The sequence below is a fragment of the Microbacterium sp. UCD-TDU genome (genome assembly GCF_000340625.1).
Lineage (GTDB): Bacteria > Actinomycetota > Actinomycetes > Actinomycetales > Microbacteriaceae > Microbacterium > Microbacterium maritypicum.
Genome location: NZ_KB454447.1, coordinates 1,027,672 through 1,049,974 on the forward strand (window position 1 = coordinate 1,027,672; position 22,303 = coordinate 1,049,974).

Annotated in this window: 19 protein-coding genes; 7 read left to right on the top strand and 12 right to left on the bottom strand. The window is 68.5% G+C overall.

The annotated features are described in order from the left end of the window. Window positions 1-23: 23 nt before the first annotated feature. The 4 genes from D514_RS35270 to manA all read right to left on the bottom strand — a co-directional run bounded on the left by D514_RS35270 (window position 24) and on the right by manA (window position 6,139). A complete protein-coding gene (locus D514_RS35270) occupies window positions 24-1,409 on the bottom strand; it encodes a DUF5719 family protein (RefSeq protein ID WP_017831117.1) in 1,386 nt (461 codons plus the stop codon). Continuing rightward, window positions 1,406-4,420, bottom strand: a complete 3,015-nt coding sequence (locus D514_RS35275; RefSeq protein ID WP_017831118.1) for a glycosyltransferase — start codon at window positions 4,418-4,420, stop codon at window positions 1,406-1,408. Before D514_RS35275 ends, D514_RS35270 begins: the two co-directional genes overlap by 4 nt. A 103-nt stretch (window positions 4,421-4,523) precedes the next feature. Beyond that, complete coding sequence (locus D514_RS35280; protein ID WP_081603945.1) at window positions 4,524-4,844, bottom strand: WhiB family transcriptional regulator; 321 nt, start codon at window positions 4,842-4,844, stop codon at window positions 4,524-4,526. A gap of 164 nt (window positions 4,845-5,008) precedes the next feature. Further along, a complete protein-coding gene (manA, locus tag D514_RS35285) occupies window positions 5,009-6,139 on the bottom strand; it encodes a mannose-6-phosphate isomerase, class I (RefSeq protein WP_017831120.1) in 1,131 nt (376 codons plus the stop codon). 68 nt (window positions 6,140-6,207) lie between these two features. On the opposite strand from manA, the gene D514_RS35290 reads away from it, so the two are divergent. The 4 genes from D514_RS35290 to D514_RS35305 all read left to right on the top strand — a co-directional run bounded on the left by D514_RS35290 (window position 6,208) and on the right by D514_RS35305 (window position 10,640). After that, a complete protein-coding gene (locus D514_RS35290; RefSeq protein ID WP_017831121.1) occupies window positions 6,208-7,623 on the top strand; it encodes an O-antigen ligase in 1,416 nt (471 codons plus the stop codon). Continuing rightward, on the top strand, window positions 7,620-8,918 hold the full coding sequence (locus D514_RS35295) for an O-antigen ligase (RefSeq protein WP_017831122.1): 1,299 nt from the start codon (window positions 7,620-7,622) through the stop codon (window positions 8,916-8,918). The genes D514_RS35290 and D514_RS35295 overlap by 4 nt, the downstream gene beginning before the upstream one ends. Before the next feature lie 181 nt (window positions 8,919-9,099). Then, on the top strand, window positions 9,100-10,065 hold the full coding sequence (locus D514_RS35300) for a glycosyltransferase family 2 protein (protein WP_017831123.1): 966 nt from the start codon (window positions 9,100-9,102) through the stop codon (window positions 10,063-10,065). Further along, on the top strand, window positions 10,065-10,640 hold the full coding sequence (locus tag D514_RS35305) for a hypothetical protein (protein ID WP_236610982.1): 576 nt from the start codon (window positions 10,065-10,067) through the stop codon (window positions 10,638-10,640). The genes D514_RS35300 and D514_RS35305 overlap by 1 nt, the downstream gene beginning before the upstream one ends. Window positions 10,641-10,670: 30 nt before the next feature. Here the strand turns inward: D514_RS35305 and D514_RS35310 are convergent, their stop codons facing one another. The 6 genes from D514_RS35310 to D514_RS35335 form a co-directional block, all read right to left on the bottom strand. After that, the gene (locus D514_RS35310; RefSeq protein ID WP_017831125.1) at window positions 10,671-11,405 is read right to left on the bottom strand and encodes an ABC transporter ATP-binding protein; all 735 of its coding nucleotides are present in this window, start codon (window positions 11,403-11,405) and stop codon (window positions 10,671-10,673) included. Further along, window positions 11,405-12,223 carry an ABC transporter permease gene (locus D514_RS35315; protein WP_017831126.1) on the bottom strand — a complete coding sequence of 273 codons (819 nt, stop codon included), beginning with the start codon at window positions 12,221-12,223 and terminating at the stop codon, window positions 11,405-11,407. The genes D514_RS35310 and D514_RS35315 overlap by 1 nt, the downstream gene beginning before the upstream one ends. Before the next feature lie 10 nt (window positions 12,224-12,233). After that, window positions 12,234-13,370 carry a UDP-galactopyranose mutase gene (gene glf / locus D514_RS35320; RefSeq protein WP_017831127.1) on the bottom strand — a complete coding sequence of 379 codons (1,137 nt, stop codon included), beginning with the start codon at window positions 13,368-13,370 and terminating at the stop codon, window positions 12,234-12,236. Continuing rightward, window positions 13,370-13,723: a DUF2304 domain-containing protein gene (locus tag D514_RS35325; protein ID WP_017831128.1), complete on the bottom strand. Its 354-nt coding sequence runs from the start codon at window positions 13,721-13,723 to the stop codon at window positions 13,370-13,372. Before D514_RS35325 ends, glf begins: the two co-directional genes overlap by 1 nt. 7 nt (window positions 13,724-13,730) lie before the next feature. Next, complete coding sequence (locus tag D514_RS35330; RefSeq protein WP_017831129.1) at window positions 13,731-14,414, bottom strand: glycosyltransferase family 2 protein; 684 nt, start codon at window positions 14,412-14,414, stop codon at window positions 13,731-13,733. 66 nt (window positions 14,415-14,480) lie between these two features. Next, window positions 14,481-15,572, bottom strand: coding sequence for a glycosyltransferase family 4 protein (locus D514_RS35335; RefSeq protein WP_017831130.1), 1,092 nt, complete (start codon window positions 15,570-15,572; stop codon window positions 14,481-14,483). Between the two features lie 121 nt (window positions 15,573-15,693). On the opposite strand from D514_RS35335, the gene D514_RS35340 reads away from it, so the two are divergent. Genes D514_RS35340 through D514_RS35350 form a run of 3 tightly spaced genes read left to right on the top strand, consistent with a single transcriptional unit; the run spans window position 15,694 to window position 19,537 of the window. Beyond that, window positions 15,694-16,803 (top strand): glycosyltransferase, encoded by a 1,110-nt coding sequence (locus tag D514_RS35340; RefSeq protein ID WP_017831131.1) that lies wholly within the window; start codon window positions 15,694-15,696, stop codon window positions 16,801-16,803. Further along, window positions 16,800-18,023 (top strand): lipopolysaccharide biosynthesis protein, encoded by a 1,224-nt coding sequence (locus tag D514_RS35345; protein WP_017831132.1) that lies wholly within the window; start codon window positions 16,800-16,802, stop codon window positions 18,021-18,023. The genes D514_RS35340 and D514_RS35345 overlap by 4 nt, the downstream gene beginning before the upstream one ends. Then, complete coding sequence (locus D514_RS35350) at window positions 18,020-19,537, top strand: DUF2142 domain-containing protein (RefSeq protein WP_017831133.1); 1,518 nt, start codon at window positions 18,020-18,022, stop codon at window positions 19,535-19,537. Before D514_RS35345 ends, D514_RS35350 begins: the two co-directional genes overlap by 4 nt. A 25-nt stretch (window positions 19,538-19,562) precedes the next feature. On the opposite strand, the gene D514_RS35355 is transcribed toward D514_RS35350, so the two are convergent. Together D514_RS35355 and D514_RS35360 are read right to left on the bottom strand one after the other, a co-directional pair. Next, window positions 19,563-21,371, bottom strand: a complete 1,809-nt coding sequence (locus D514_RS35355; protein ID WP_144053064.1) for a glycosyltransferase — start codon at window positions 21,369-21,371, stop codon at window positions 19,563-19,565. Then, the gene (locus D514_RS35360) at window positions 21,368-22,264 is read right to left on the bottom strand and encodes a glycosyltransferase family 2 protein (RefSeq protein ID WP_017831135.1); all 897 of its coding nucleotides are present in this window, start codon (window positions 22,262-22,264) and stop codon (window positions 21,368-21,370) included. Before D514_RS35360 ends, D514_RS35355 begins: the two co-directional genes overlap by 4 nt. Window positions 22,265-22,303 lie beyond the last annotated feature (39 nt).

Consider the following 22,303-nt stretch of genomic DNA (forward strand, 5'->3'; position numbering starts at 1 on the left):
CGCTGCGGAGAGTCTCTCCTCGGTCAGGGATAGACCGTGATCGGTTTCTCTCCGGCACCGCTCGCCTGAACGGGCAGCACCGCGAGCGCCCCCGGTCCTGTAAGGGTCACCGCAGCATGCACGGGAGCCGTCGTCTGCATCCGATAGGCGGTCCGCCCGGTGACCTCGAGCCCGCCGGTCCGTCCCGCCGGGATGACGATCTCCTGCGGCTGGCCGCCGTCGAGGGATTCGAGCGTCACCGTCGCATCACGGTCGGACGTGTTCGCCAGCTGCAGACGGGCATCGGGACCGGCCGGAACCGCGAACGCCACGTCGACGTCGAGCTCCGGGGAGGGCATCACCCAGGCGAAGTCCGAGTCGAGACCGAAACCGTCCTGCTGCCTGATCGCGGCGACCAGCGGCACGTCGGCTTCGACCTCGACGGTGTACTGCCCGGGCTCGAGGCCGGAAAGCGACACCTGAGAGGGCAGATCGGCCTCGACCGGGACCGTGAACTCGTCCGCGGCGCCCGTCGCGCCCTCCGCGCGCACCGTCACCTGGACGCGCGCGGCGAGACCCGGTGAGAGCACGCGCAGGACGGCCATCTCCGCATCATCGCCGCTGGCTGCGAAGGCCTGCACTCCCGTGAAGACGAGCTTCTGCTGCGGCCCCGCCACCGAGTCCTGGAGGTCGATGCCGGCAGGATCGAGAACGCGCACGAGCGAGGACTGGAGGGCGGCTCGCACCGGAGCGCCCACCGCGCTCACCTTGACCACGGGCACGTCGTTGCCGGTGGCGAACGATGGGAGCGGAAGAGCCTCCTGCGACCGGGCGGGGACGATGACCGTCCGCGTGCTGCGGGCGGGGCCGTATACCGAGAGAGTCACCGTCGACGGGACATCGGCCGCGTTCGTGAGCGTGACGATGTCCTCCGTGCCGGTGTCGATGCTCCCTCCGACCAGCCACGATTCCAACCGCGGCACCCCGCACGGCAGCGCGGCGTACCCCGCGAGATCGTCGGCGGCGATCGTGACGGACTCCGCGCCCGCGATCAGGGGCACCGAGCGGCCGTCCACGGCGCCGGTGAGCACCTGCGGCCCGCCTGCGTCCGGGAGGTCCGTCATCGCGAGTCCCTCCGCCGCGGGGTCTCCCCCCGTGCCACCGGTCGTCAGGGCAGGCGATGCCGCCGAGAGCATGTCCAGCGGGGCCGACGAGTCGCGCCCGAGAGCGCGGAGATCGCCGTTGCAGACGAGAGTGCTGTCGCCGGGAACCGGGGTGACCTCGACCTGCGCGGGATCGTGTTCGACGACCGGCCATGGCGCGTGCACTGCTGTCGCGACGCCGACCACGCAGGCGGCGATGACGGCGACACCGGTGATGACTCGAGCGCCCGTCGCAGCGACTCGGAATGCGCGGGTCCCGCTGCTCATCGGTCCTCCTCGGTGGACTTCGGGTGCTGCTCATCGATGGCTGTCGTCACCTCGGCACGCGGTGGAGGCGCGTCATCGATCACCGGCTCGGCGATCGGGGCCATCGCCTCGTCGTTCAGGGCGGGCTCATCCTGGGGATCCTCGATCGCCCCGACCGGGACGTCGTCGAGGAGCTCCCTGTCCTCCGCGTGCCGCGGCAGGACGATCGGCTCATCGGCCACGCGACCGACGATCCGGGACTGCGCGCGCGCCGCACGGCGTGACGCACGGGTCGGGATCGACAGCAGGAGCGCGGCGAAGACCGCCAGCAGCTGCAGGGTGATCACGAGTCGTGCGGTGCCCTGCTGGCTCGAGGTCATCGACGACTGCGCGGCCACCTCGGCCTCGAGCCGCCAGAGCACGCCGCGATCGGTCGTTCCCGCGTGGACGAGTCCGGCGCGCTGGTCGATCGAGGCGACCGCGGCCGTGCGCAGAGTCCTCGCCTTGTCGCCCTCACCTGGAACCTGAGCGACCAGCACGTAGCTGATGCCCATCTGCGCCAACTCTCCGGGCGCATCGAAGTCGCGGGCCGAGAGGAGATCCACAGCGAGGCCGGAGATATCGGCGCCCTGCGGCTCGACGGCGGTGGAGAGCATGGTCGACTGAGAACCCAGCGTCTCGCTCGCGCCCCAGGCCACCTCTGCGGCGAGTCCGCCGTCGTTCTGAGGGGTGAGCACGAGGGTCGCGATCGGCCGATCGCCTGCGGCCTGCGCCGCGACATACGCGGGCAGCGTGGAATCGGGGCCGTTCGTGAGCACCGAACGCTCCATGTGCAGTGCGCTGAGCGCAGGGACCGCGCAGACCGCCAGGGCGGATGCTGCGACGGCGACGGCGAGTATCCGCAGCCTGGGAAGGGTGAGAGCGGTGTCCAACGTGACCACAGCGGCGCCGACCACACCGATCCAGGCCAGGCTGAGGCCCGCGCCCGGCCAGATCGCCACCGGAGTGCCCTGGGCGAAACTCACCGTGATGCCGACCGCGAGGAACGCCGTCGCAAGTCCGGAGAGCGCGACGACGAGCAGCGTGATGCCCGCTCGCCACCGCGGAGCCACTGCTGCGCCGAGCGCGAGCGCGGCGAGGGGGGCGCACAGCAGCGGTGCCCATGCGGCGATGGGTGCGGGGGTCACGTCCATCCAGCCGGCCAGCGCCTGCGTCGGGAACCCTCCGGCGAGTGCGAGACGCCCGACGGCATCCGCCGCGGCCTGGGGACCCGCCCAGATGAGTCCCGGGTCGCCCAGGAGCGCCAGAGGCGTGCCGTGGGAGAGCTGCCAGATCGCGAGCGGCGCGAAGAGCGCGATGGTCGGCACGGGCAGCCAGAGCAGTCGCCCCGCACCGCGGAACTGCGCGGTTCCCAACACGATGCCCAGCGCGATGATCCAGAGCAGTGCGAGGGCGGGGGCCAGCGACGGCGCGCAGGCGATGACGGCGGCGAGCAGGAGGGATGCGCTTCCGGCCGCGCCCCACGACCGGTGTGCGACGACGGCGCTGTGGAAGAGCCAGGGAAGCAGGAGGTGCACGAGCACCGCGGTCGGACGTCCGTCGACCAGAGCGGTGAGGAAGGTGGGGGCGAGAGCCCAGGCGACGCCGGCGAAGATCCGCAGCCCCTCGCGGTCGGTCACGCGCGTGGCGGCGAACCACCCACCCAGGACCGCGAGCGGAAGTGCAAGCAGCCACAGCAGCACCACGGCGAAAGACGGACCGGCAGGCCAGAGCGAGCCCAGCACCGCCACGACGGCGGCGAAGGGATCGGCGGGGCCGACGAGGCCGACGGCGACGTCGCGTACTCCCCACGCCGCGTCGCTCCAGAGTGCGGCGACGGTCTGCCGAAGAGGGAGCAGTCCTCCTCCCCCCAGCGTCGGCCACGCCAGCAGGCTCGTGAAGGACGCGATGCTGACGACGAGCGCCGCCAGCACGGCCCAGGCTCCCCCGCCGGAGAAGAACCGCAGTTCGCTGACCGCACCGCCCTCGCTGCCGTGACCGTCGTCCAGACGCCGTCGCATCTCGGACGAGGTCACGCGCAGCGGCGCGATGCTGGCCCAGGTCGACGTGCGGAAGGCCTTGATCCTCGCACGGGAGCGCGCGATCGCACCGAAGCGGAACATGGCCGTGAGCGCGGCCCCCCATTCGGGCAGGACGGCCTCCGGCCGCTTTCCGACGAGATCGGTGATGGATCGCCACAGCGCGAGTGGAAGCAGGCTGAGCCAATGCAGCGCAACGGCAGCCGCCGGTGCGTAGACCAGTCGCCGATGCAGTTGAGCCAGGCGGGTCACGTAGGCCCGGCGCGATCGGCCGGACGGCAGCGCGGCAGGCCCGCCAGGGGAGACCGATATCCGCGCGCTCGGCGCGAGTACGACACGGCCCCCACCCAGGCGGGCGCGCACACCGAGATCGAGTCCTTCGTCTGCTCCGGCGAGCGCGGGATCCGGGCGCAGGGCGTCGCGGACCTCGCCACGGATGAGGAGGCCTCGCACATCGGCGCCGAGGGCATCGTCGGAGCGGTCGTGCTGTCCCTGGTCGAGTTCCCCTGCGGCGAGTTCGACCGAGCGTCCGAGCGTGGTCATGCTGACGCCCAGGGAGACGATCTCACGGTCGTTGTCCGTGGCGACGAGCTTGGGAGCGACGATGGCCGCGGAGGGCGAGCGCTCCAACGTGCCGCTCAGACGCTCCAGTGCCCGCGGATGCGGCGCCGTGTCCTGCGCGAGGAGCCAGATCGCCGATCCTTCGGCGACACGGGGTCTCGCCAGTTCCACGGCTTCGGCGAAGGATGTGGTGGCGCGCGCCTCGATGATCCCCTCGACGGTTCTCGCCACCGCCTCGCTCTCGCGCAGGGAAGACGCATCGCCGCAGACGACGAGGGTCACGGCGGTCGCGGGCGTGGTCTGGGCGCGGAGGGCTTCGAGAGTGCGGAGGAGTTGCGCTCGGGAAGAGGATCCAGTGCGCGCGACGATGATGGCGTGAACTCGGGCTGGCATGACGTCGTCAGCCTATGCGCGCGACGGTCGACGTCGGCGTACCCGACGCGGCGCGCCCGCGAAGCCATGAGGCCTCATCGTTCGCGGTTCGGCAGCGGGCGATTCAGCTCGCGCGGCGCTTGAGCTTGCGGCGCTCGCGCTCGGAGAGCCCACCCCAGATGCCGAATCGCTCATCGTTGTTGAGAGCGTATTCGAGGCACTCGCCGCGGACGTCGCACGACGTGCAGATCCGCTTGGCGTCTCGGGTGGATCCGCCCTTCTCGGGGAAGAACGCCTCGGGGTCCGTCTGCGAGCAGAGCGCATCGCTCTGCCAGGCGAGAGCGTTGTCGTCGTCGGCGGCGTCGGTGCGCCGCACCCCGGGAACGCCGAGGTTGATCGGATCGACGAACCAGTTCTCCGGTACGTCTGAACGGTAACCCGTCATCTCGATCTCCAACCCTGTCTCCGCCCCCCGGCGGGCCGTGCGCATGACTAATTACACCCGTGTCATTCGCTCCGGTCAAGTCGCGGATGGTAAACCCTCAAGCAACTCTTTAAGGTTCTTGGGCCGTCATCGGCGTGTCGGAATCCGGAGCGTCGGCGTGCGGGTCAGCGCCCGGGGCCCGCGATGAACACCTCGCCCACGCCCGAGACGGTGAGGGATCCCTCCGCGGAATCGGCGAACGCGACGGCGCCGACCTGGAGCGCGATCTCGTTCCCCGCGTTCGAGGCCACAGCGACCTCGCCGGCGGTCGCGAGCACCATGGTCGGTCCCGAGATCTGGAGACTGATCGGCGCGCCGTCGACGACGACCCGCTCGAGAGCGAAGTCGGGCACAGGAACGGGATAGGACGTGATCGCCCCCTCGCCCTCCCCTCGGAGCACCGGCACCTCGCCGGGCGCGGTGTCGAGGATCGAGAGGAGTTCGGGGACATCGATGCGCTTGGGGGTGAGGCCGCCGCGCAGAACGTTGTCGCTCGCGGCCATGATCTCCACGCCGAGGCCGGAGAGGTACGCGTGCAGCAGACCGGCGCGCAGGAAGACTCCCTCTCCTCGCTTCAGCACGACGTGGTTCATCAGGAGCGCCACGACGACGCCGGGGTCGCCCGGATAGGTCCGCGCCACACCCGCGATCGCGCGGAGCGTGGTTCCCCACTCCCCTGCGTCGGCGCGCGTCGAGGCCGCGACGACCGCAGCGATGATCTCCTCCACCTCGGCGCGCGCCTTGCCGCCGAGCACCCACGCGATCACGTCGCGCAGCGCATCGCCCTCGGCGCTCAGGCGCGCCCGCAGCTGACGGACGCCGTCGCTGTCGTCGAGCGCCTCCAGCAGGGAGAGCGTGTCCGAGACGGGTCGCAGCCCGCTCAGCGACTCGAACCGCTCGCTGAGCGCGACGAGGAGCTCCGGCTTGTGGTTGTCGTCCCGATAGTTGCGCCGCGGGTCGTCGGAGGCGAGGGCGCTCTCGCGGGCCCAGCCGTCGCGCGCCTGCTCGATCGTCGGGTGCACCTGGATCGAGAGCGGGCGCCCCGCCGCGAGCAGCTTGAGCAGGTACGGGAGCGTGCCCCCAGTCACCTGATCGAGCGTGCCGCCGCCGGCCAGATCGGCGGGGTCGCCGGGGTGGTCTCCGAACCAGACCTCGGCCTCCGGTGCGCCGGTCGGCGTGCGGCCTTCGAGGTCGGCGAGAAGCGAGTCCGATCCCCAGGCGTAGTCGCGGGGCGTGTTCGTGAGGCTCAGCAGCATGCCACCAGCGTAGAGCCGCGCTGCGGCGTTCAGCGACGCTCAGAGCACGGCGCGGTAGCCTGAACGCGATGGCCCAGTACACGAAGCATCCGGTGTCTGCCCCGCCCACCGCGCCGGAGCGCGAGTCGACGGGGCATCTGCTGCTGCGCGGCTATGCGATCCTCGTCCTCTTCGTCACGTTCGCCCACTCGGCCGTGTACAACCTGCTCGGGCGCGATGGCGCCGCGATCACGCTCGCCGTCTTCACCCTCGCGACCCTCGCCATCGGCATCCCGATGCTCGCCCGGAACCGTCCGCAGCCGTTCCGCTGGCGCCGCCTGCCCTGGACCGCGCTCGGATACACGACCCTGGCCCTCGTCTCGGTCGCCTGGTCGCAGTGGCGCGGCCCGACGATCATCACCTGGGTGCTCCTCGCGGCCGTCACCGTGAACGGGCTCTTCCTCGCTCACGTGCTCACCTGGCATGAGATCGTCCGGGCCCTGTCCTCGGCGTTCAAGTGGATCCTGGGCCTCTCCCTGGCGATCGAGCTCTGGGTCTCGCTGGTGCTGCACGGCCCCCTGCTTCCGAACTTCCTCACGCTGCCGGACGGCAAGATCGATCCGCAGTGGTACTGGGTGCGCGACAACCTGTTCGACGGCGGGCGGATCCAGGGCATCGTGGGCAACGCCAACCTCCTCGCGATCATCTCGCTCTTCGCGCTCATCACGTTCGGCGTCCTGTTCGCGGCGCGGGCCCGGTGGCGCACCACCCTCGCCCTGTGGATGCTGCTCGCGGCCTACTTCCTCCTGCGCACGGCATCGGCCACCGCGCTGGTATGCGCTGCCGCAGTCGCGCTCGTTCTCGTCGTCGCACTGGCGATGCGGCGTGCGCGCACACCCGGAGCCCGCACGCGGATCTACGTGGTCGCCATCGGCGGCACGGCGATCGCGGGGCTCGGAGTCTGGCTGCTTCGGGAGCCGCTGCTGGGCCTTCTCGGCCGGAGTGCGGATCTCACCGGCCGCTCTGACAAGATCTGGACGAAGGTGCTGCAGCGCGCGGGTGAGCACCCGGTGTTCGGCAACGGGTTCTCGAGCCCTTGGATCCCCGAAGACCCGGCCTTCGACGAGTGGATCACCGACCACGGGATCACCGTCTTCCACGCCCACAACATGTGGCTGGACGTGCTCCTCCAGCTCGGCGTCGTCGGTGTCATCCTGATGGCCGTCGCGTACGGCACGCTGCTGTGGCGGTCCTGGTTCTTCGCCGTCGACCGACCCCGCTGGGACCTCGACGGCGAGCGCCCGTTCTCCCCGCTCACCCTCCTGCCCAACCTGTTCACGGTGGTGCTGCTCGTGCAGGGCTTCTCCGAGTCGACGCCGATCATGCTGTGGGGCTGGCTGCTCCTGGTGCTGCTGTCGTTCAAGCTCAAGTCGGTGCCGCTGGTCGGGGTCGGCGAACGCGACCTGCTGTTCGAACGCGGCGCTCGGCAGCGGCGGGTGCCGTGACGCCGGTGCGCCCGCTCGTCCGCCTGCTCGGATCGGTGGAGCTGGCCCGTGCGTTCACGCTCGCCGCGCTGACGGCGGTGTTCGGGTCGTACGCGATCCGGCAGATGACGTCGGCCGTCACGCTGGGGACGATCATCGCCGTGCTGTGCCTGCTGGGCGCGTCGATCCTCTGGGTGCGCCGGGAGGAGCTCTCGCTGCTGCGCATCGCGCCGTCCTCTCTGCTGGCGTTCCTCGCGTGGGCACTCGTGAGCGTCTTCTGGACGACCGACAAGTCCGACACGCTCTTCGGCTGGATGTCGCTGTTCGGCTACGCGTTCCTGGCCATCACGATCGGACACATCCGCGACACCCTCCAGACCGTCCGGGCGATCGGAGACACTCTCCGTGTGCTGCTGGCCGCCTCCCTCGCTGTGGAGATCCTCTCCGGCGTCCTGCTCGACCTGCCGTTCACGTTCCTGGGCATCCAGGGCGATCTCGCCGCGGGGGGTCCGATCCAGGGCCTGTTCGGCAGCCGCAACATGCTCGGTTTCATCGCTGTCATCGCGCTCATCACGTTCGTGATCGAGTGGCGCACGCAGTCGGTGAACGCACCGCTCGCCGTGGTCTCGATCGGGTTGGCCGGGTTCTTGGCGTTGCTCTCCTCTTCGCCGACGGTCCTGGTCCTCGCCGGCGCCGTCGGCGTCGTCACCGTGGCGCTCACGATCGTCCGCCACGCCCCACCGGAGCGACGAACGATCGTGCAGTGGATGCTCGCTGCGGTCGTGGCGCTCGCTCTCGCCGCAGCCTTCGCCCTGCGCCACCAGATCATCGCCCTCCTCGATGCCGGGTCCGACTTCTCCCTGCGCGGCTCGCTCTGGAACACGATCCTCGACTTCGTCGCGGTCAAGCCGATCCAGGGCTGGGGCTGGTTCGGCGACTGGGCCCGCGGCGAGTACCCGTTCACCTACATCAACTTCCAGCTCGACGACCGCCATCAGAGTGCGCTGAACGCCTTCTTCGATGTGCTCCTGCAGCTCGGTGCGGCCGGCCTGGTGGTCTTCCTCCTCCTGGGCGGGGTCGCCCTGATCCGCTCCTGGCTCGTCGCGAGCACGCGGCGCTCGGTGGTCTACGCCTGGACCCCGATCATCATCGTCACGCTCGCGGTCGACTCGATGTTCGAGAGCTTCACTCTGGTGGGGGCGGGATGGTTCATGCTCGTGCTGTGCGCCCTGCGCGCCGGACAATCGCGGTCCTGGCGCGAGAACATCGATGCGGCGCATACGGGTGCGATCCCGACGCTGCGGCCTCAGAAGTAGCCGACGAGCCCGGTCCTCCCGGGTGGCGGTCGTCGCGCCGAGGTGAGCCTCTCCGCGGATACGAAGGTGGCGGACGGTAGGCTACTCACTGCTCGTCATGTCCCGCATCGTCCCCGACGATGGCCAGAGGCGCCGCAGCCCTCACACCCCTGAACTGCCCACCGATCTTCGAGGAGAAGGTATGACCGCGGCGCCCGCTGCATTCGATCCGAAAGCGGCGACGATCGTCGTCGTCACCTTCAACAGATCGCATCTGCTCACCGGACTCCTCACCAGCATCACGGCGATGGACCCGAAGCCCGGACGCGTCGTGATCATCGACAACGCCTCCTCCGACGACACGACCGACGTCGTCGAGTCGTTCCGCGACAGCATCGGCACCGAGATCGTCTACCGGCGCCTGGAGACGAACACGGGTGGCTCCGGCGGGTTCAGCGAGGGCATGCGCACCGCCTACGAACTCGGCTCCGAGTGGATCTGGATGATGGATGACGACGTCGAGGTGCTTCCCGACGGACTCGCGAAGATGGGCAAGTGGGCCCCGCGCTTCAAGAGCATCCAGGGCCGGCGCTACGACTACGACGGCAGCGAGTTCTACTGGCAGTACCGCATCGCGGAGCGCATGGGTATTCCGATCCCGTTCGCCCCGTCCGGCTTCGACGACTCCGGATACAAGGAGATGAACAGCGGCTGCTTCGAGGGCATGTTCATCCACCGCTCGATCGTGAAGCAGATCGGCCTGCCCGACCATCGCTTCTTCATCTACTGGGATGACCAGATGTACGGCTGGCTCGCCTCGCGCAAGACGACGGCTGTCATCGTCGACGAGTTCGTGCTGCGACGCACGCGCGAGATCAAGCAGTGGGACATGGGCATCCGCCACATGAACGCCTCCAGCAACGCCTACCGCTTCTACATCATGCGCAATCGCGCCTACATCAAGCACTACTACCGCGTGCATGACAACTACAACCCCGTGCTCTTCGGCCTCGGCACCGCGATGACGTTCGCGAAGGAGCTCATCCGGCTGCTCTTCGTCGAGCGCACGGTGCGGGGCACGAGCAACCTGTTCCGCGGGCTCAAGGAAGGCGGCAGAATCGGCCGCGACCGCTCCTGGCAGCCCATGGCACCGCTGGAAGACGCATGATGAGCGAGCCGACTCCCGAGCTCCGTTGGGCGCCCATCGAGCCGAAGCCGAAGAACACGGGCCGCGTCTGGCTGATCATCGGGATCGTCGTCGCCGCGTTGGCGATCGTCGGCGCCCTGCTGTTCTTCCTGTTGCCCCGGGGCGAGGAACCCGCACCCGGCGCGAGCGGCTCCCCCACCCCTACCGGAACGACGGCCCCCTCCGCTTCCCCCTCACCCACGGAGACGCGCACGCCGCAGACCACGCCGCCGGCACCGGTCGACCCGACCGTCGACGTGTTCCGCGAGCAGGTCGGCGGCTGGCTGACGGATGCTCCTCGCGGCCTCGACATCATCGCCGGGGCGACCGGGGATGATGCGCTGGCCGTCATGGACACCCTGGAGCAGGACGCACGCCGCCTGTCCGACGCGCAGCCGCCCTCGTCGATCGCGCAGCAGTGGCGTGACGGTGTCGATGCCTATTCGAAGCGCCTCGCCGACCTGCACGCTGCCATCACCGACGGCTCCGACACCGCGGCTTCCATCGATGCCGCTCGCGCTGCGGTCACAGACCTGCAGACTCTCGTGGGTGTCTGACCCGGAGTCCTCGCCTTCCGCCGGCCGCGGCTACGAGTTGTAGTCGGCGTTGTATCTGTCGAGGACCTCGGCGATCGGTGCGTCGAGAACCAGCGCCCCCTTGTCGAGGTAGAGCCCCCGCGTGCAGAACCGACGGAGATCGCGTTCGTTGTGGCTCACGAAGAACAGCGTGCGGCCCTCGGCGAGCAGTTCGTCGATGCGCGTGTAACACTTCTCGCGGAACGCCTTGTCCCCCACCGCGAGCACCTCGTCGACGAGGAGGATCGGCTCGTCGAGCTGAGAGACGACCGCGAAGGCGAGTCGGACCTTCATCCCGTTGGAGAGGTGCTTGTACGGGGTGTCCTCGAATCCCGCGAGCTCGGCGAACTCGATGATGCCGTCGTAGCGGCGCGTCACCTCGTCGCGGGACATCCCGTGCAGGCCGGAGGTCAGACGGACGTTCTCGCGCACCGTGAGGTCTCCGACGAAGCCTCCGGTGATCTCGATGAGAGGGGCGACTCCGCCGTTGACGGCGACGGTGCCCTCATCGGGCAGGAGCACCTTGGCGACGAGCCGGAGAAGTGTCGACTTGCCCTGACCGTTGCGCCCGACGACGCCGATGGACTCGCCCGGCTCCACCGAGAACGAGACGTCACGCAGTGCCCAGAACTCACCAGGACGAGAACGGCGAGACGCTCCGGCGAAGAGATCCTTGAAGCTGCGGCTCCCGCGCCTGTTGCGACGGAAGTGGACGCCGAGACCCTGGACTTCGATGGCCGAGCGCATCACAGCTCCTTCAACACGGGGCGTTCCAGGCTCCGGAAGGTCCAGATGCCGAGTCCGAGGATCAGCAGGCTCATGATGACGCTGATCGTCAGCGTGAACGGACTCCACTGATCGGGGAAGAAGGGCATGCGGTAGAGCATCATGATGCCCGCGAGGGGGTTGAACGCCCCGAGGGTCTGGAAGATGCCGGGAAGGTCGGTGACGTTGTAGATGATCGGCGTCGCGTAGAACATCGCGCGCAGGATCAGCGCCGTCGTGCGCTCGAGGTCGACGAAGAGAACGCAGAGCGGGGCCACGAGCAGGCCGAGCCCGACCAGGAGCACCGTCTGCAGCAGCATCGCCACCGGCATCCACAGCACTCCCCAGCCGACGTGCACGGTACGACCGGGATCGAGCTCGACGAAGAGGTTCACCACGATGAACAGCACCAGGACGGGCAGCGAGAAGAGATACTCGATGCCCTTGCTGAGCACGATGCGGTTCACCCAGATCGAGCGCGGGATCGCGGTCGACCTCACCAACCGGGCGTCCTTCTTGAAGGCGCGGGTGAAGTCCGACACCGAGGCGTTGAACCACACCCAGGGCAGCAGCGCGCTGATCAGGAAGATGATGTACGGCTCTTCGCCGACATCGCGGTTGAACACCTGCGTGAACACGAACCAGTAGATCGCGCTCATGACGAGCGGATCGAGCACCGACCAGAGATAGCCGAGGATGCTGGTCGAGTAGCGGACCTTCAGGTCTCGGGCCGACAGCAGCCACAGCGAATGCAGATATCGCCGGGGCGTCCCGGGCGCCCCGACAGCAGCGTGACTCACGATGTCGAGTCTACGAGAGACTGTTGTTCCACATCGACAGCGCCGAGCCGATGGCCATGTGCATGTCGAGGTACTGGTAGGTGCCCAGACGCCCGCCGAAGTGGACGTCCCGCTCCCCCTTGGCCAGTTCCCGATACGCCAGGAGGCCCCCGCGGTCGGCCGGAGTGTTCACCGGGTAGTACGGCTCGTCGTCCCGCTCGGCGAAACGCGAGAACTCCCGCATGATCACCGTTCGATCGGCGTCGTAGACATCCTTGCGCTCGGGGTGGAAGTGCTTGAACTCGTGGATGCGCGTGTACGGCACATCCATGTCGGGGTAGTTCATCACGCTCGTGCCCTGGAAGTCGCCGATGTCGAGGACCTCCTGCTCGAAGTCCAGCGTCCGCCAGCTGAGCGCGCCCTCCGCGTAGTCGAAGTAACGGTCCACGGGGCCCGTGTACACGAGGGGGACCTGCCCGACCGTCGCGTTCTTGTTGAGGGGCTGCGTCTCATCGAAGAAGTCCACATCGAGCTGCACGTCGATGTTCGGGTGATCCGCCATCCGCTCCAGCCACGCCGTGTAGCCGTCGGTGGGAAGGCCCTCCCACGTGTCGTTGAAGTAGCGGTTGTCGTAGGTGTAGCGCACGGGCAGACGGCTGATGATGTCGCCGGAGAGCTTCTGCGGATCGGTCTGCCACTGCTTCGCGGTGTAGTCGCGGAAGAAGGCCTCGAACAGCGGGCGTCCGACGAGGGCGATGCCCTTCTCCTCGAAGTTGGCAGCGGTCTTCGCGTCGAACTCCCCCGCCTGCTCGCGCACCAGTGCGCGGGCCTGGTCAGGGGTGTACGCGGACTGGAAGAACTGGTTGATCGTGCCGAGGTTCACCGGCATCGGGAACACGGTGCCCTTGTGCGTGGTGTACACACGGTGCACGTAGTTCGTGAACGACGTGAAGCGGTTGACGTACTCCCACACCGTGGGGTTCGACGTGTGGAAGAGGTGGGCGCCGTAGCGGTGCACCTCGATACCGGTCTGCGATTCGCGCTCACTGTAGGCGTTGCCGCCGATGTGGCTGCGGCGATCGATGACGGTCACCTTGCGACCGGCGTCCGCGGCGCGCTCTGCGATCGTCAGACCGAAGAACCCTGATCCTACGACGAGGAGATCCATCACTCTCCCTGCTTCGGGAACTCGGGGTTCCGCACCGCGATCTCACGAGCGAGCTGAGTGATCTGCTCGTCCTGGGCGCGACGCTTGCGCACGATCGACAGCGAGTTCGCGACGAAGACGATCAGGAACGCGTACAGCAGGAGGTCGGTGCCGCGACCGACGCCCACCGTCCTGGCGAGGTCATCGATCACCCCGGGGAACAGCACCGCGTAGATGCCGGCGGCGAGCAGCAGCACGAGCGTGACGGTGCGGATCGCCTGGGTGCGGGCCGAACCGCCCGGCCTGAGGAGGATGAGCCCGAAGACGAGGAAGGCGCCGATGAGGACGGCCTTGATGATGATCTGATCAGACATGACCGTCCTACTTGATGAAGAGTTCGCTGAGGATGTTCACCGAGTTCCACAGCGACTGCCCCTTCGCACGCGAGTACTCGGTGTAGACGATGTGCACGGGCTGCTCCGCATACCGGAGCTTGAGCGAGCCGATCTGCGCGACGATCTCACTGGCATGCGCCATGCGGTTCTGGCGGATGTTCAGGGCGAGTGCGGCCCGGCGATTGAACGCCCGAAGACCGTTGTGGGCGTCGGTCAGGCGCACTCCGGTCGACAGCCGCTCGAACAGGACAGCCGTTCGCAGGACCAGCTTCTTCAGCGCACTGGCATTCGTGCGCCCGTCGAGGAACCTCGACCCCACGATGATGTCGAGCGGCTCCGTGCGCAACCGCTCGACCATGTCGAGCGCGTCGGCGACCTGATGCTGCCCGTCGGAGTCGAAGGTCACGAAGTACTCGGCTCCGGGCTGCTCGCGCGCGAACGCGATTCCGGTCTGAAGCGCAGCTCCCTGACCGAGATTGATGGGGTGGCGCAGCACGATGGCGCCTCCCGCGAGCGCCTCTGCGACCGAGTCGTCCTTGCTGCCGTCATCGACGCACACGATGTGGGGGAAAGTCCTCCGCGCCTCAGCGATCACGTCGCGGACGACGGTCGCCTCGTTGTACAGGGGAATGACGAGCCACGTGTCGCTGTTGGGAGCTGAGTTGATCATCTGCGTTCTCGATGGGAGCCAGGAAAAGCCAATCTTACCCGGTCGGCTCGAAGCTCCCTGTGCTCTTCAGCGCTTCACACCCTCGACGATCCGCTCGTACTCTTCCGCGCGATCCTTCCAGTACCAGCCGTCGAGCGGAACGACGGGCCATTCCTGCGCGAGCATCTCCGACACCGCCGAGGCGAGAGCCTCCGGGTCGTGCTGCTGCACGATGACCACAGGATGGCCCTGCTCACGGAGCACACCGGCGCCCGGAACCTCGTACGTGACGATGCTCCCGCGCTCGGCGAGGGCTTCCAGGAGCGTCGTCTGGAATCCCTCGGCGAGAACCGTCGGATTCACCAGCACGGCGCCGGCGAGGGTCGAGCGCACGGCGGACGCGGGAACCCGACCGCGCATCTCCACGACCTCGGCGAGTCCGTGCCGATCGATGCGACTGCGGATCGATGCCCGCTCGGGGCCGTCGCCGAGCATCGTCGCGGCGACGTCGATCCCGCGGCGCCGCAGGGCTGCGACGGTGTCGACGAAGTCCTCGGCACCCTTGCCAGGTACGAGACGACCCACGAAGACGACGTGGGGCTTGTCGCCGTGCCGCCTGCCGTCGGTCGATGCCGGTTCGATCGCGTTGTAGAAGACCCGCGCGCGTCGTCCCGACAGCCGCTGCACGAAACCGACGACGTTCTCGGAGACACCGACGACCTCGTCGGCGCGGCGAAGCACGAATCGGCCGATCGTCCGATCGACCAGCCGGCTCGCCAGCGTGATCACCGGCGACGACGACACGACGTGACCGCTGCCGTGCTCGGTGTGCACGACCGGGACGCTCGCCCTGCTCGCCGCGCGGAGACCGATCCACGTCATCGGGAAGAACCGCGTGTGCACCGACACCACGTCGACGCGCTCCTCGGCCAGCAGCCGCCGCAGGCGACGAGTCGTGCCCAGCGGCGGGAACCCGAGCACGTCGCCCACGCGGAACCGCTCTGGCAGACGGATCACCCGCACGCCTTCTTCGACGTGCGTGCCCACGGGGCCACCGCCCACCGTGATGACGACGGCCGTATGTCCCGCGCTCTGCAACGCGACGACGAGACTGTGGACGTGCGTCTCGACCCCTCCGACGCGCGGCGGGAAGTTGTTGACGGCGAAGGCGAATCTCACCTCAGCAATCTTAGGCACCCCCGGCGGAGCCCTCCGCCCGATCAGGGTTCACGCGGGCAGCGTGGATAGTATCGATCTGTTCGCCGTGTGATCGCGCACGGCTCGAGAAGGAAGCGGACACATGCGCGTTCTGTTCGTCGTCACGGACGCCGACATCGGCGGTGCCGAGCGTCTGCTCGCCACCCTCGCGCGGTCGTGGGACGAGGGCGACGTGCTCCGCCTCGTCGTCGTCATGGGGCCCGGCACGCTCAGCACCGAGCTGGAGGATGCGTTCGAGAGCGTGCGCTATCTCGGCTACTCGGGGTCGTCCCGGAACATCATCGGCATGGTCCGCTCGCTCGAGCGCGAGATCGTCGACTTCGGTCCCGATGTGATCACCTCGCACCTTTTCCATGCCGACCTCCTCACCGCTCTCGCCCGGAGCAGCGCGGTGAAGACGACGACCATGCACACCCAGCGCCTCACCAAGGCCGACCACCCCCTCACCCGCGCGATCGCCCGAGCGGTCGGGATCCTCTCGTTCCGGTTCGATGGGGTGATCCCTTCCGGCGACAGCGCCAGCATGACGGACTTCATCCGGCAGCTGGGGATGCGCAAGGTCCTCCCTCCGATCCTGAACGGCGCCGATGTCCCCGATGCGGCATCGTTCGACCCGTCCAGCAGGACGTTCCTCTCCCTGGCGCGCAACCATCCGGTGAAGGGGCACGATGTCCTGTTCGCCGCCTTCGCCCGCATCGCGGATCAGGCCCCACAGTGGAGCCTGCGCGCCTACGGTCCCGGTGTCGACGACGACGACGAACGGATGCGCAGCCTCGTGGCCGACGCGGGAGCGGAGCAGCTCCTCGCGGAGGGCCGGATCCAGCTGGCCGGGCCCACCGCCCGTCCCGCGGAGGTGCTCCAGCACGGCGCCGCCCTCGTGATCTCCAGCAAGTACGGCGAGAGCTCGCCGCTGGTCGGTGCTGAGGCTTCCGGCGCCGGGGTGCCCGTGATTTCGACAGACGTCGGCAGCTGTGCATACTTCGTCGACGACGACCGCCTGCTGGTGAAGCCCGATGATGTCGACGATCTCGCCCGGGCGCTCGAGTGCTACACCCGCCTCTCGGACGACGAACGTCGGAGCCTCTCCGTCCTCGCGCGCACACGCGCAGAAGAACGATACGACCCCGCTGCGGTCGCGCGCAGGTATCGAGAGGCCTTCGTCGGCCTGCTCGCTGACGCCGGGAAGCCGTGAAGCAGCACTCCGTCGCCGGACAGCTGATCCTGTCGACCTATGGGATGGGCATCCAGGGCGTCGCGCGACTCGTCTACACCCTGGTGATCGGTCGCACCCTCAGCCCTGAAGCGCTCAGCGACACCACGGCGATCCTCTCGCTCGCCGTGTATCTCGCCCTGGTCTGGCCTGCGGGAGCGGCGATCGCCGCCACCCGCTACCTCGCGAACCCCGACACGGCGGCCGACAGCATCCGTGCGCTTCGCACGTCGTTCTGGGTGTCGACGATCCCACTCTCGCTGATCGCGATCCCGATCGCCTGGTGGATCACCGGCGACCTCCCCACCGGACTCGCGAGCGCCGTGCTGGTCTTCAGCTACAACGCCTACGTCTTCTCCCGCGGGGTTCTCACCGGCGAGAACCGCCTGCTGCGCGCGGCGGTCCTGGACACGGTGTCGTCCCTGCTCGCCATCACGGTCCTCCTGCTCGTCCTCACCGCGCATTCGAGCTGGGTGCTGCTCCTGCCGCTGTCGGCGGGCTACCTGCTGTTCGCGTTGTTCGCACGAAGCCGCACGGTCGCTGCGCCCAGCCCGTCGAGTCTTCAGCGCGAGACGCTCGCCTTCACGCGCGAGGCCACGTTCGGAGCGCTGGTGATGGGTGGCATGCTGCCGGCGACCATGATCTTCGTGCGCGCATTCGACACCCCGACGGCAGCCGGGATGTTCGCGGCGGCGCTCACCCTGGCGACCCCCGCGAACATCGTCGCGCAGGCGGTGAGCCAGGTGCTCCTCCCCCACTTCGCGCGACTGCGTGCGGACCCGAGCGCGATGCGCGCCTCCCATCGGCGGCTGTTCGCCCTGACGGCCGCCGGTTTCGGCCTCATCTTCGGCGCTCTGATCGTCTTCGCCCCCTGGATTCTCAACCTGTTCTACGGAACGAGGTACGCCGACGGCGTGCCGGCGATGCAGGTGCTTCTCGGCATCGTGCTGCTGCTCTCGCTGACGTCGGCGCCTTCCGCTCTCCTCCTCGCCTCCGGACGCGAGCGTCTCGCCGCACGGATCTGGATGTTCGCCTTCGTCATCGGCACCGCCACGATGCTCCTGCTCGCCCCCGTCTGGGGGCAGTGGGGAGCGCTCGTCGGCTACGCTCTCGGAGGCGGCGGCGGTTCCATCGTCATCATTCTGTGCGCGTTCCTCGCGCCGACCACGTCTACTCACGTTCGAAGGGACATCACCACATGACGAGGCCTGCCAGACGGATCATCGGCACGATCGCGGCCGCCCTGATGCTCATGACATCCCTGAGCATGTGGGCCCTGGCCTCACCGGTCGGGGCGGGACCCGATGACGACTTCCACCTCGCCAGCATCTGGTGCGGCAACGGAGCGCGCGAAGACCTCTGCGGTCCCGGCGACGACGACCGCTCGAGGGAGATCCCCGACAAGATCGCGGAGTCCGCATGCTACGCGTTCCACCCGGAGCAGGACGCGTCCTGTCAGGGCAGCGACTACCTGGACGAGGGCTACGAGCTCGGCGAGTCCACGCGCGTGAACACCGGAAACCAGTATCCGTCCGGGTTCTATTTCGTGTCGTCGTTCCTGGCGAGTGACAATGTGGCCGTCTCCACGATCCTGATCCGGCTTCTCCACTCCGCGATCTTCACGGCGATGATGATCGCGACGTGGCTCTTCCTGCCTCGGGCGCTGCGCCTGACACTCGTGGCGAGCATCGCCCTCACCTTCGTCCCGCTCGGCGTCTTCCTCATCGCCTCGGTCAATCCGAGCAGCTGGGCGCTGCTCTCCACCGCCGTGCTGTTCCCCGCTCTGCTGGGCTTCTTCGCGACCACGGGACGCCAACGCATCGCCCTCGGCGTGATCTCCGCGGTGGCCGCTCTCCTCGGTCTCAGCGCCCGCGGCGACGCCGCCGCGTACACGATCGTCGCCGTCGCAGCGGCAGCGGTGCTCGCGTTCCGCCCGACGAAGCGCTTCGCGCTCACTGCGCTCCTCCCCCTCCTTCTCGTCGTCCTCGCAGCCGTCGCCTTCCTCACCGCGGGCCAGACCGGTCTCGCGCTGGGTGGGACCGCCGAACCGGTTCCGGGCGGACCGTCGAAGCTGACCCTGCTGGGCATGAACCTGCTGTCGCTGCCGGCGCTGTGGGCCGGGATCTTCGGTCTCAACTGGGGCCTGGGGTGGCTGGACACCACGCTGCATGCCGTCGTCTGGGGCGCGACCATGTTCGCCTTCTCCGGCGCGCTCTTCGCCGCTCTGCGCTGGCAGGGCTGGCGCAAGCTCCTCGCCCTGGCCGGCACGGGTGCGGCTGCCGTCGTCGTTCCGGTCTACATCCTCGTCTCCATGCGCACCACGGTCGGCTACGAGGTTCAGCCGCGATACGTCCTCCCCCTCATCACCCTCTTCCTGGCCACCGCCATCGCTCCGGCGATCCACTCGGGATTGCGCGGCTCCGCGGAGGAGAGCACTCCGCGTGCGGCGCTGCGGTTCTCGCCCGTCCAGATCTGGGTCATGGCCGTGCTTCTCGGCGCCGCACAGAGCGTGGCACTGTACGACAACCTCCGCCGCTACACCGGCCCGGGCACGCTCAGCCCCTCCGGAGACGTCGCCTGGTGGTGGGCCGCAGGTCCCACACCTCTGGTCGTCTGGCTGCTGGGCTCCGCAGCATTCGCGGGCCTCATGGCGCTCCTCGCGGTCATCGGCTCGCGATACATGCGATCGCTCGACGCACAGCCCGCTGCCGTCTGAGAGTCTGCGGCCTGGGAGCGCCCCCCTACTCGCTGTAGGCGCGCTCCCAGGCCGCAGGCCTCGCGAGATCCGGCGCTACTCGACGATAGCGGCGTGCGAGTGCAGGCCAGGCGACCAGAAGTCGAAGGCGAAGCCATCCCGACCTCACCAGAAGTCGCGCGGCGGTGCGGCGGTCCCGCTGGAGGAGGAACACGCCATCTCCCGCGGCGCTCTCCAGGGCGACACGGTCGAGCATGCCGATGCTCCACCACTTCCCGTCCGTCCTGCGCACACGGGTCGGCTGGGCCGTTTCGTCGACCGATCCGAGCTGTGCGAGAAGAACACGCACAAGCCGGACGATGCGTCCTCGCACCCCGTCGGGAGCGGCGGGCCGAAGCGCCTTGTCCGGTATCTCGGCAGAGTCGCCGAACGCGGTGATCGTCTGGCCGCGCGAGGCCAGCAGCCGCTGCATGTCGCTCCGACGAGTGCCCAGCGTCGTCCACAGGTGCGCCGGTCCGTCGAGGACGTCTCGGAGCGCGACGGATCTGACGTCGGCTGAGCCGTATTGCTGGCAGAGCACGTGGTTCACGTCCTGCGCCCCTGAGCTCACGAGGAGCCGGAGAGGATTCGAGGAGTGCAGGAGAGCGGTCACGACACGATTGCGCAGCTGATGGTAGGCCTGCCAGTCGAGGCCGTCGTCCTTCGCCGTCCAGGGCATGTGCCACAGCGCCGCCCCGGGAAGAGTGAGGGTGCGGTGTCCTGCTGCGCTCGCGCGGAGACCGTACTCCGCGTCATCCCACTTGATGAAGTACGGGAGCGAGACGCCGATCTCCCGAATGACCGCCGCGGGGATGAGACACATCCACCATCCGTTGAAGTCGACATCCTTCGGGCGGAGGAATCCGGCAGTCTTCACGATCGGGTGCTCACGCAGATCTGCCGCGACGAGATCCGGCTCTGTGGCGTGCCACCACATCGAGCGCCGATCGACGACCTCGCCCATCGAATGCAGGACGGTCGGCTCGCGCAGGCTGAGCATCTGGGCGCCGATCAACGGCGTCGCCCTGGCGACGGAGGCGAGGGCGCACATCTTCCGCACCGACTCGGTCTCCAGCATGACGTCGTCATCGAGCAACAGCACGTGGGTCGCCTCGGTGCCGAGCGCCTCGATCATCCCTCGGCTGAAGCCCCCCGATCCACCGAGATTGGCCTGTTCGATCAGCTTCACATCGACAGCTGCCCGCTCGAGGACGGGGGCGATGGCCTCGCGGATGCGGGTACTCCCCTGGTCGACGACGACGACGCGCTCGATGAGATCCGGCAGCCCGTCAGAGGAGAGGGCGTCGACCAGGCGGACGCAGTCGTCGACGCGGTTCATCGTCGTGATCGCGATCGATGGACGGACTTCCCGTCGCTCCGACGCCTCGATGATCCATTCTCCGTCGCGGACGACGGTCTCCGTCGAGGCCGAGACGACCAACCAGACCCAGGCGTACTCACGACCGGCGTGCGGCACCTCGATCAGGAGCTGCGACGTCGAGGCATCGACCGCGTGGAGTTCGACGTGCGTGCCGTCGGCGTGCGCGCCCCGAAGCGACACACGACACTCTCCCTCGACGTCCAGGCGCAGGAGGAGGCGCGTCATCGTGGAATGGGTCCGCCAGAATCCGGACGGGAAAGCGTTGAAGTACGTGTCGAACGACGCGTCCGCACCAGCCGCGATACGCAGCGCGCGCCGATCGATCACGTCCGCCCCACCGTTCACGTAGAGGGGCATCGCATCCGCGCGGTCGGCATGCGGCAGGACGATCCGCTGCGCCGTGATCTGCTCGGCGATGCCGGCTGCTGTCGTCATGAGGTGAACCGGCGTCGCCACGCGCGCAGCGCCGTGTTGATCCGTCGCGAGATCGGACGCCTCTCGTCCAGCTGTCGCGCGACCTCGTCCTGGATGTAGCGCGCGAGGTAGAGCATGATCCCATCGCCGTGCTTCTGCGCGAACTCGCGCAGAGCCTCGTCTCGGATGAGCTTGTCGTAGTACTCGTGCTCCGAGGCGAGCACGAACATGCTGTTGCCCAGCGCGCCGGTCGAGGCGCGTCGCTGCATCCAGTACGCCTTCGGCTCGCCGTCGATGAACCCGATGGAGTGGTAGCGCAGCACCCGGAGGTTGAACTCCCAGTCCTCGGCGGCGTGGACGTCTTCCCGGTAGAGCCCGACCTCGTCGTGCACCGCACGCCGATACACGTAGGCGATCGGGACGAAGCGGTTGACCTGGAGCATGTCGGCGTAGGTGATCTGCGCCAGGTCTGCCCAGAACGGTGCCCGTGACGTCTCGACGAAGGTCGTCCCCTCGACGCGCTCGTAGACGATCTCGGTTCTGGAGACGACACCGATATCCGATGGATGCGAATCGAGCCATTCGACGGAGCCGGCGAGGAACTCGGGATGCCAGAGGTCGTCGTCGTCGTGGAGCACGACGAACTCGCAGCCCAGCGCGCGCACACCGACATTCGCCGACGCCGATCGTCCGAGCGACTCGGCGTGGTGGACGACCTCGACCTTGCCTCTGACCGCTTCGGGCAGCGCGTCGATGACCGCATCGACGGGGCCTCGGGGCCCCCCGTCGTTGACGACGACAGCGGACCACGACGAGAACCTCTGCGCCGCGATGTCGTGGAGTGCCCTCGCGAGGAGGATCGGGCGGTCCTTGGTGCGGATGACGATGCCGACGCGGACAGTCGAATCAGGCACGAGATCTCCTGTCGAGCTGCGGGATGGCCGGTTCATCGA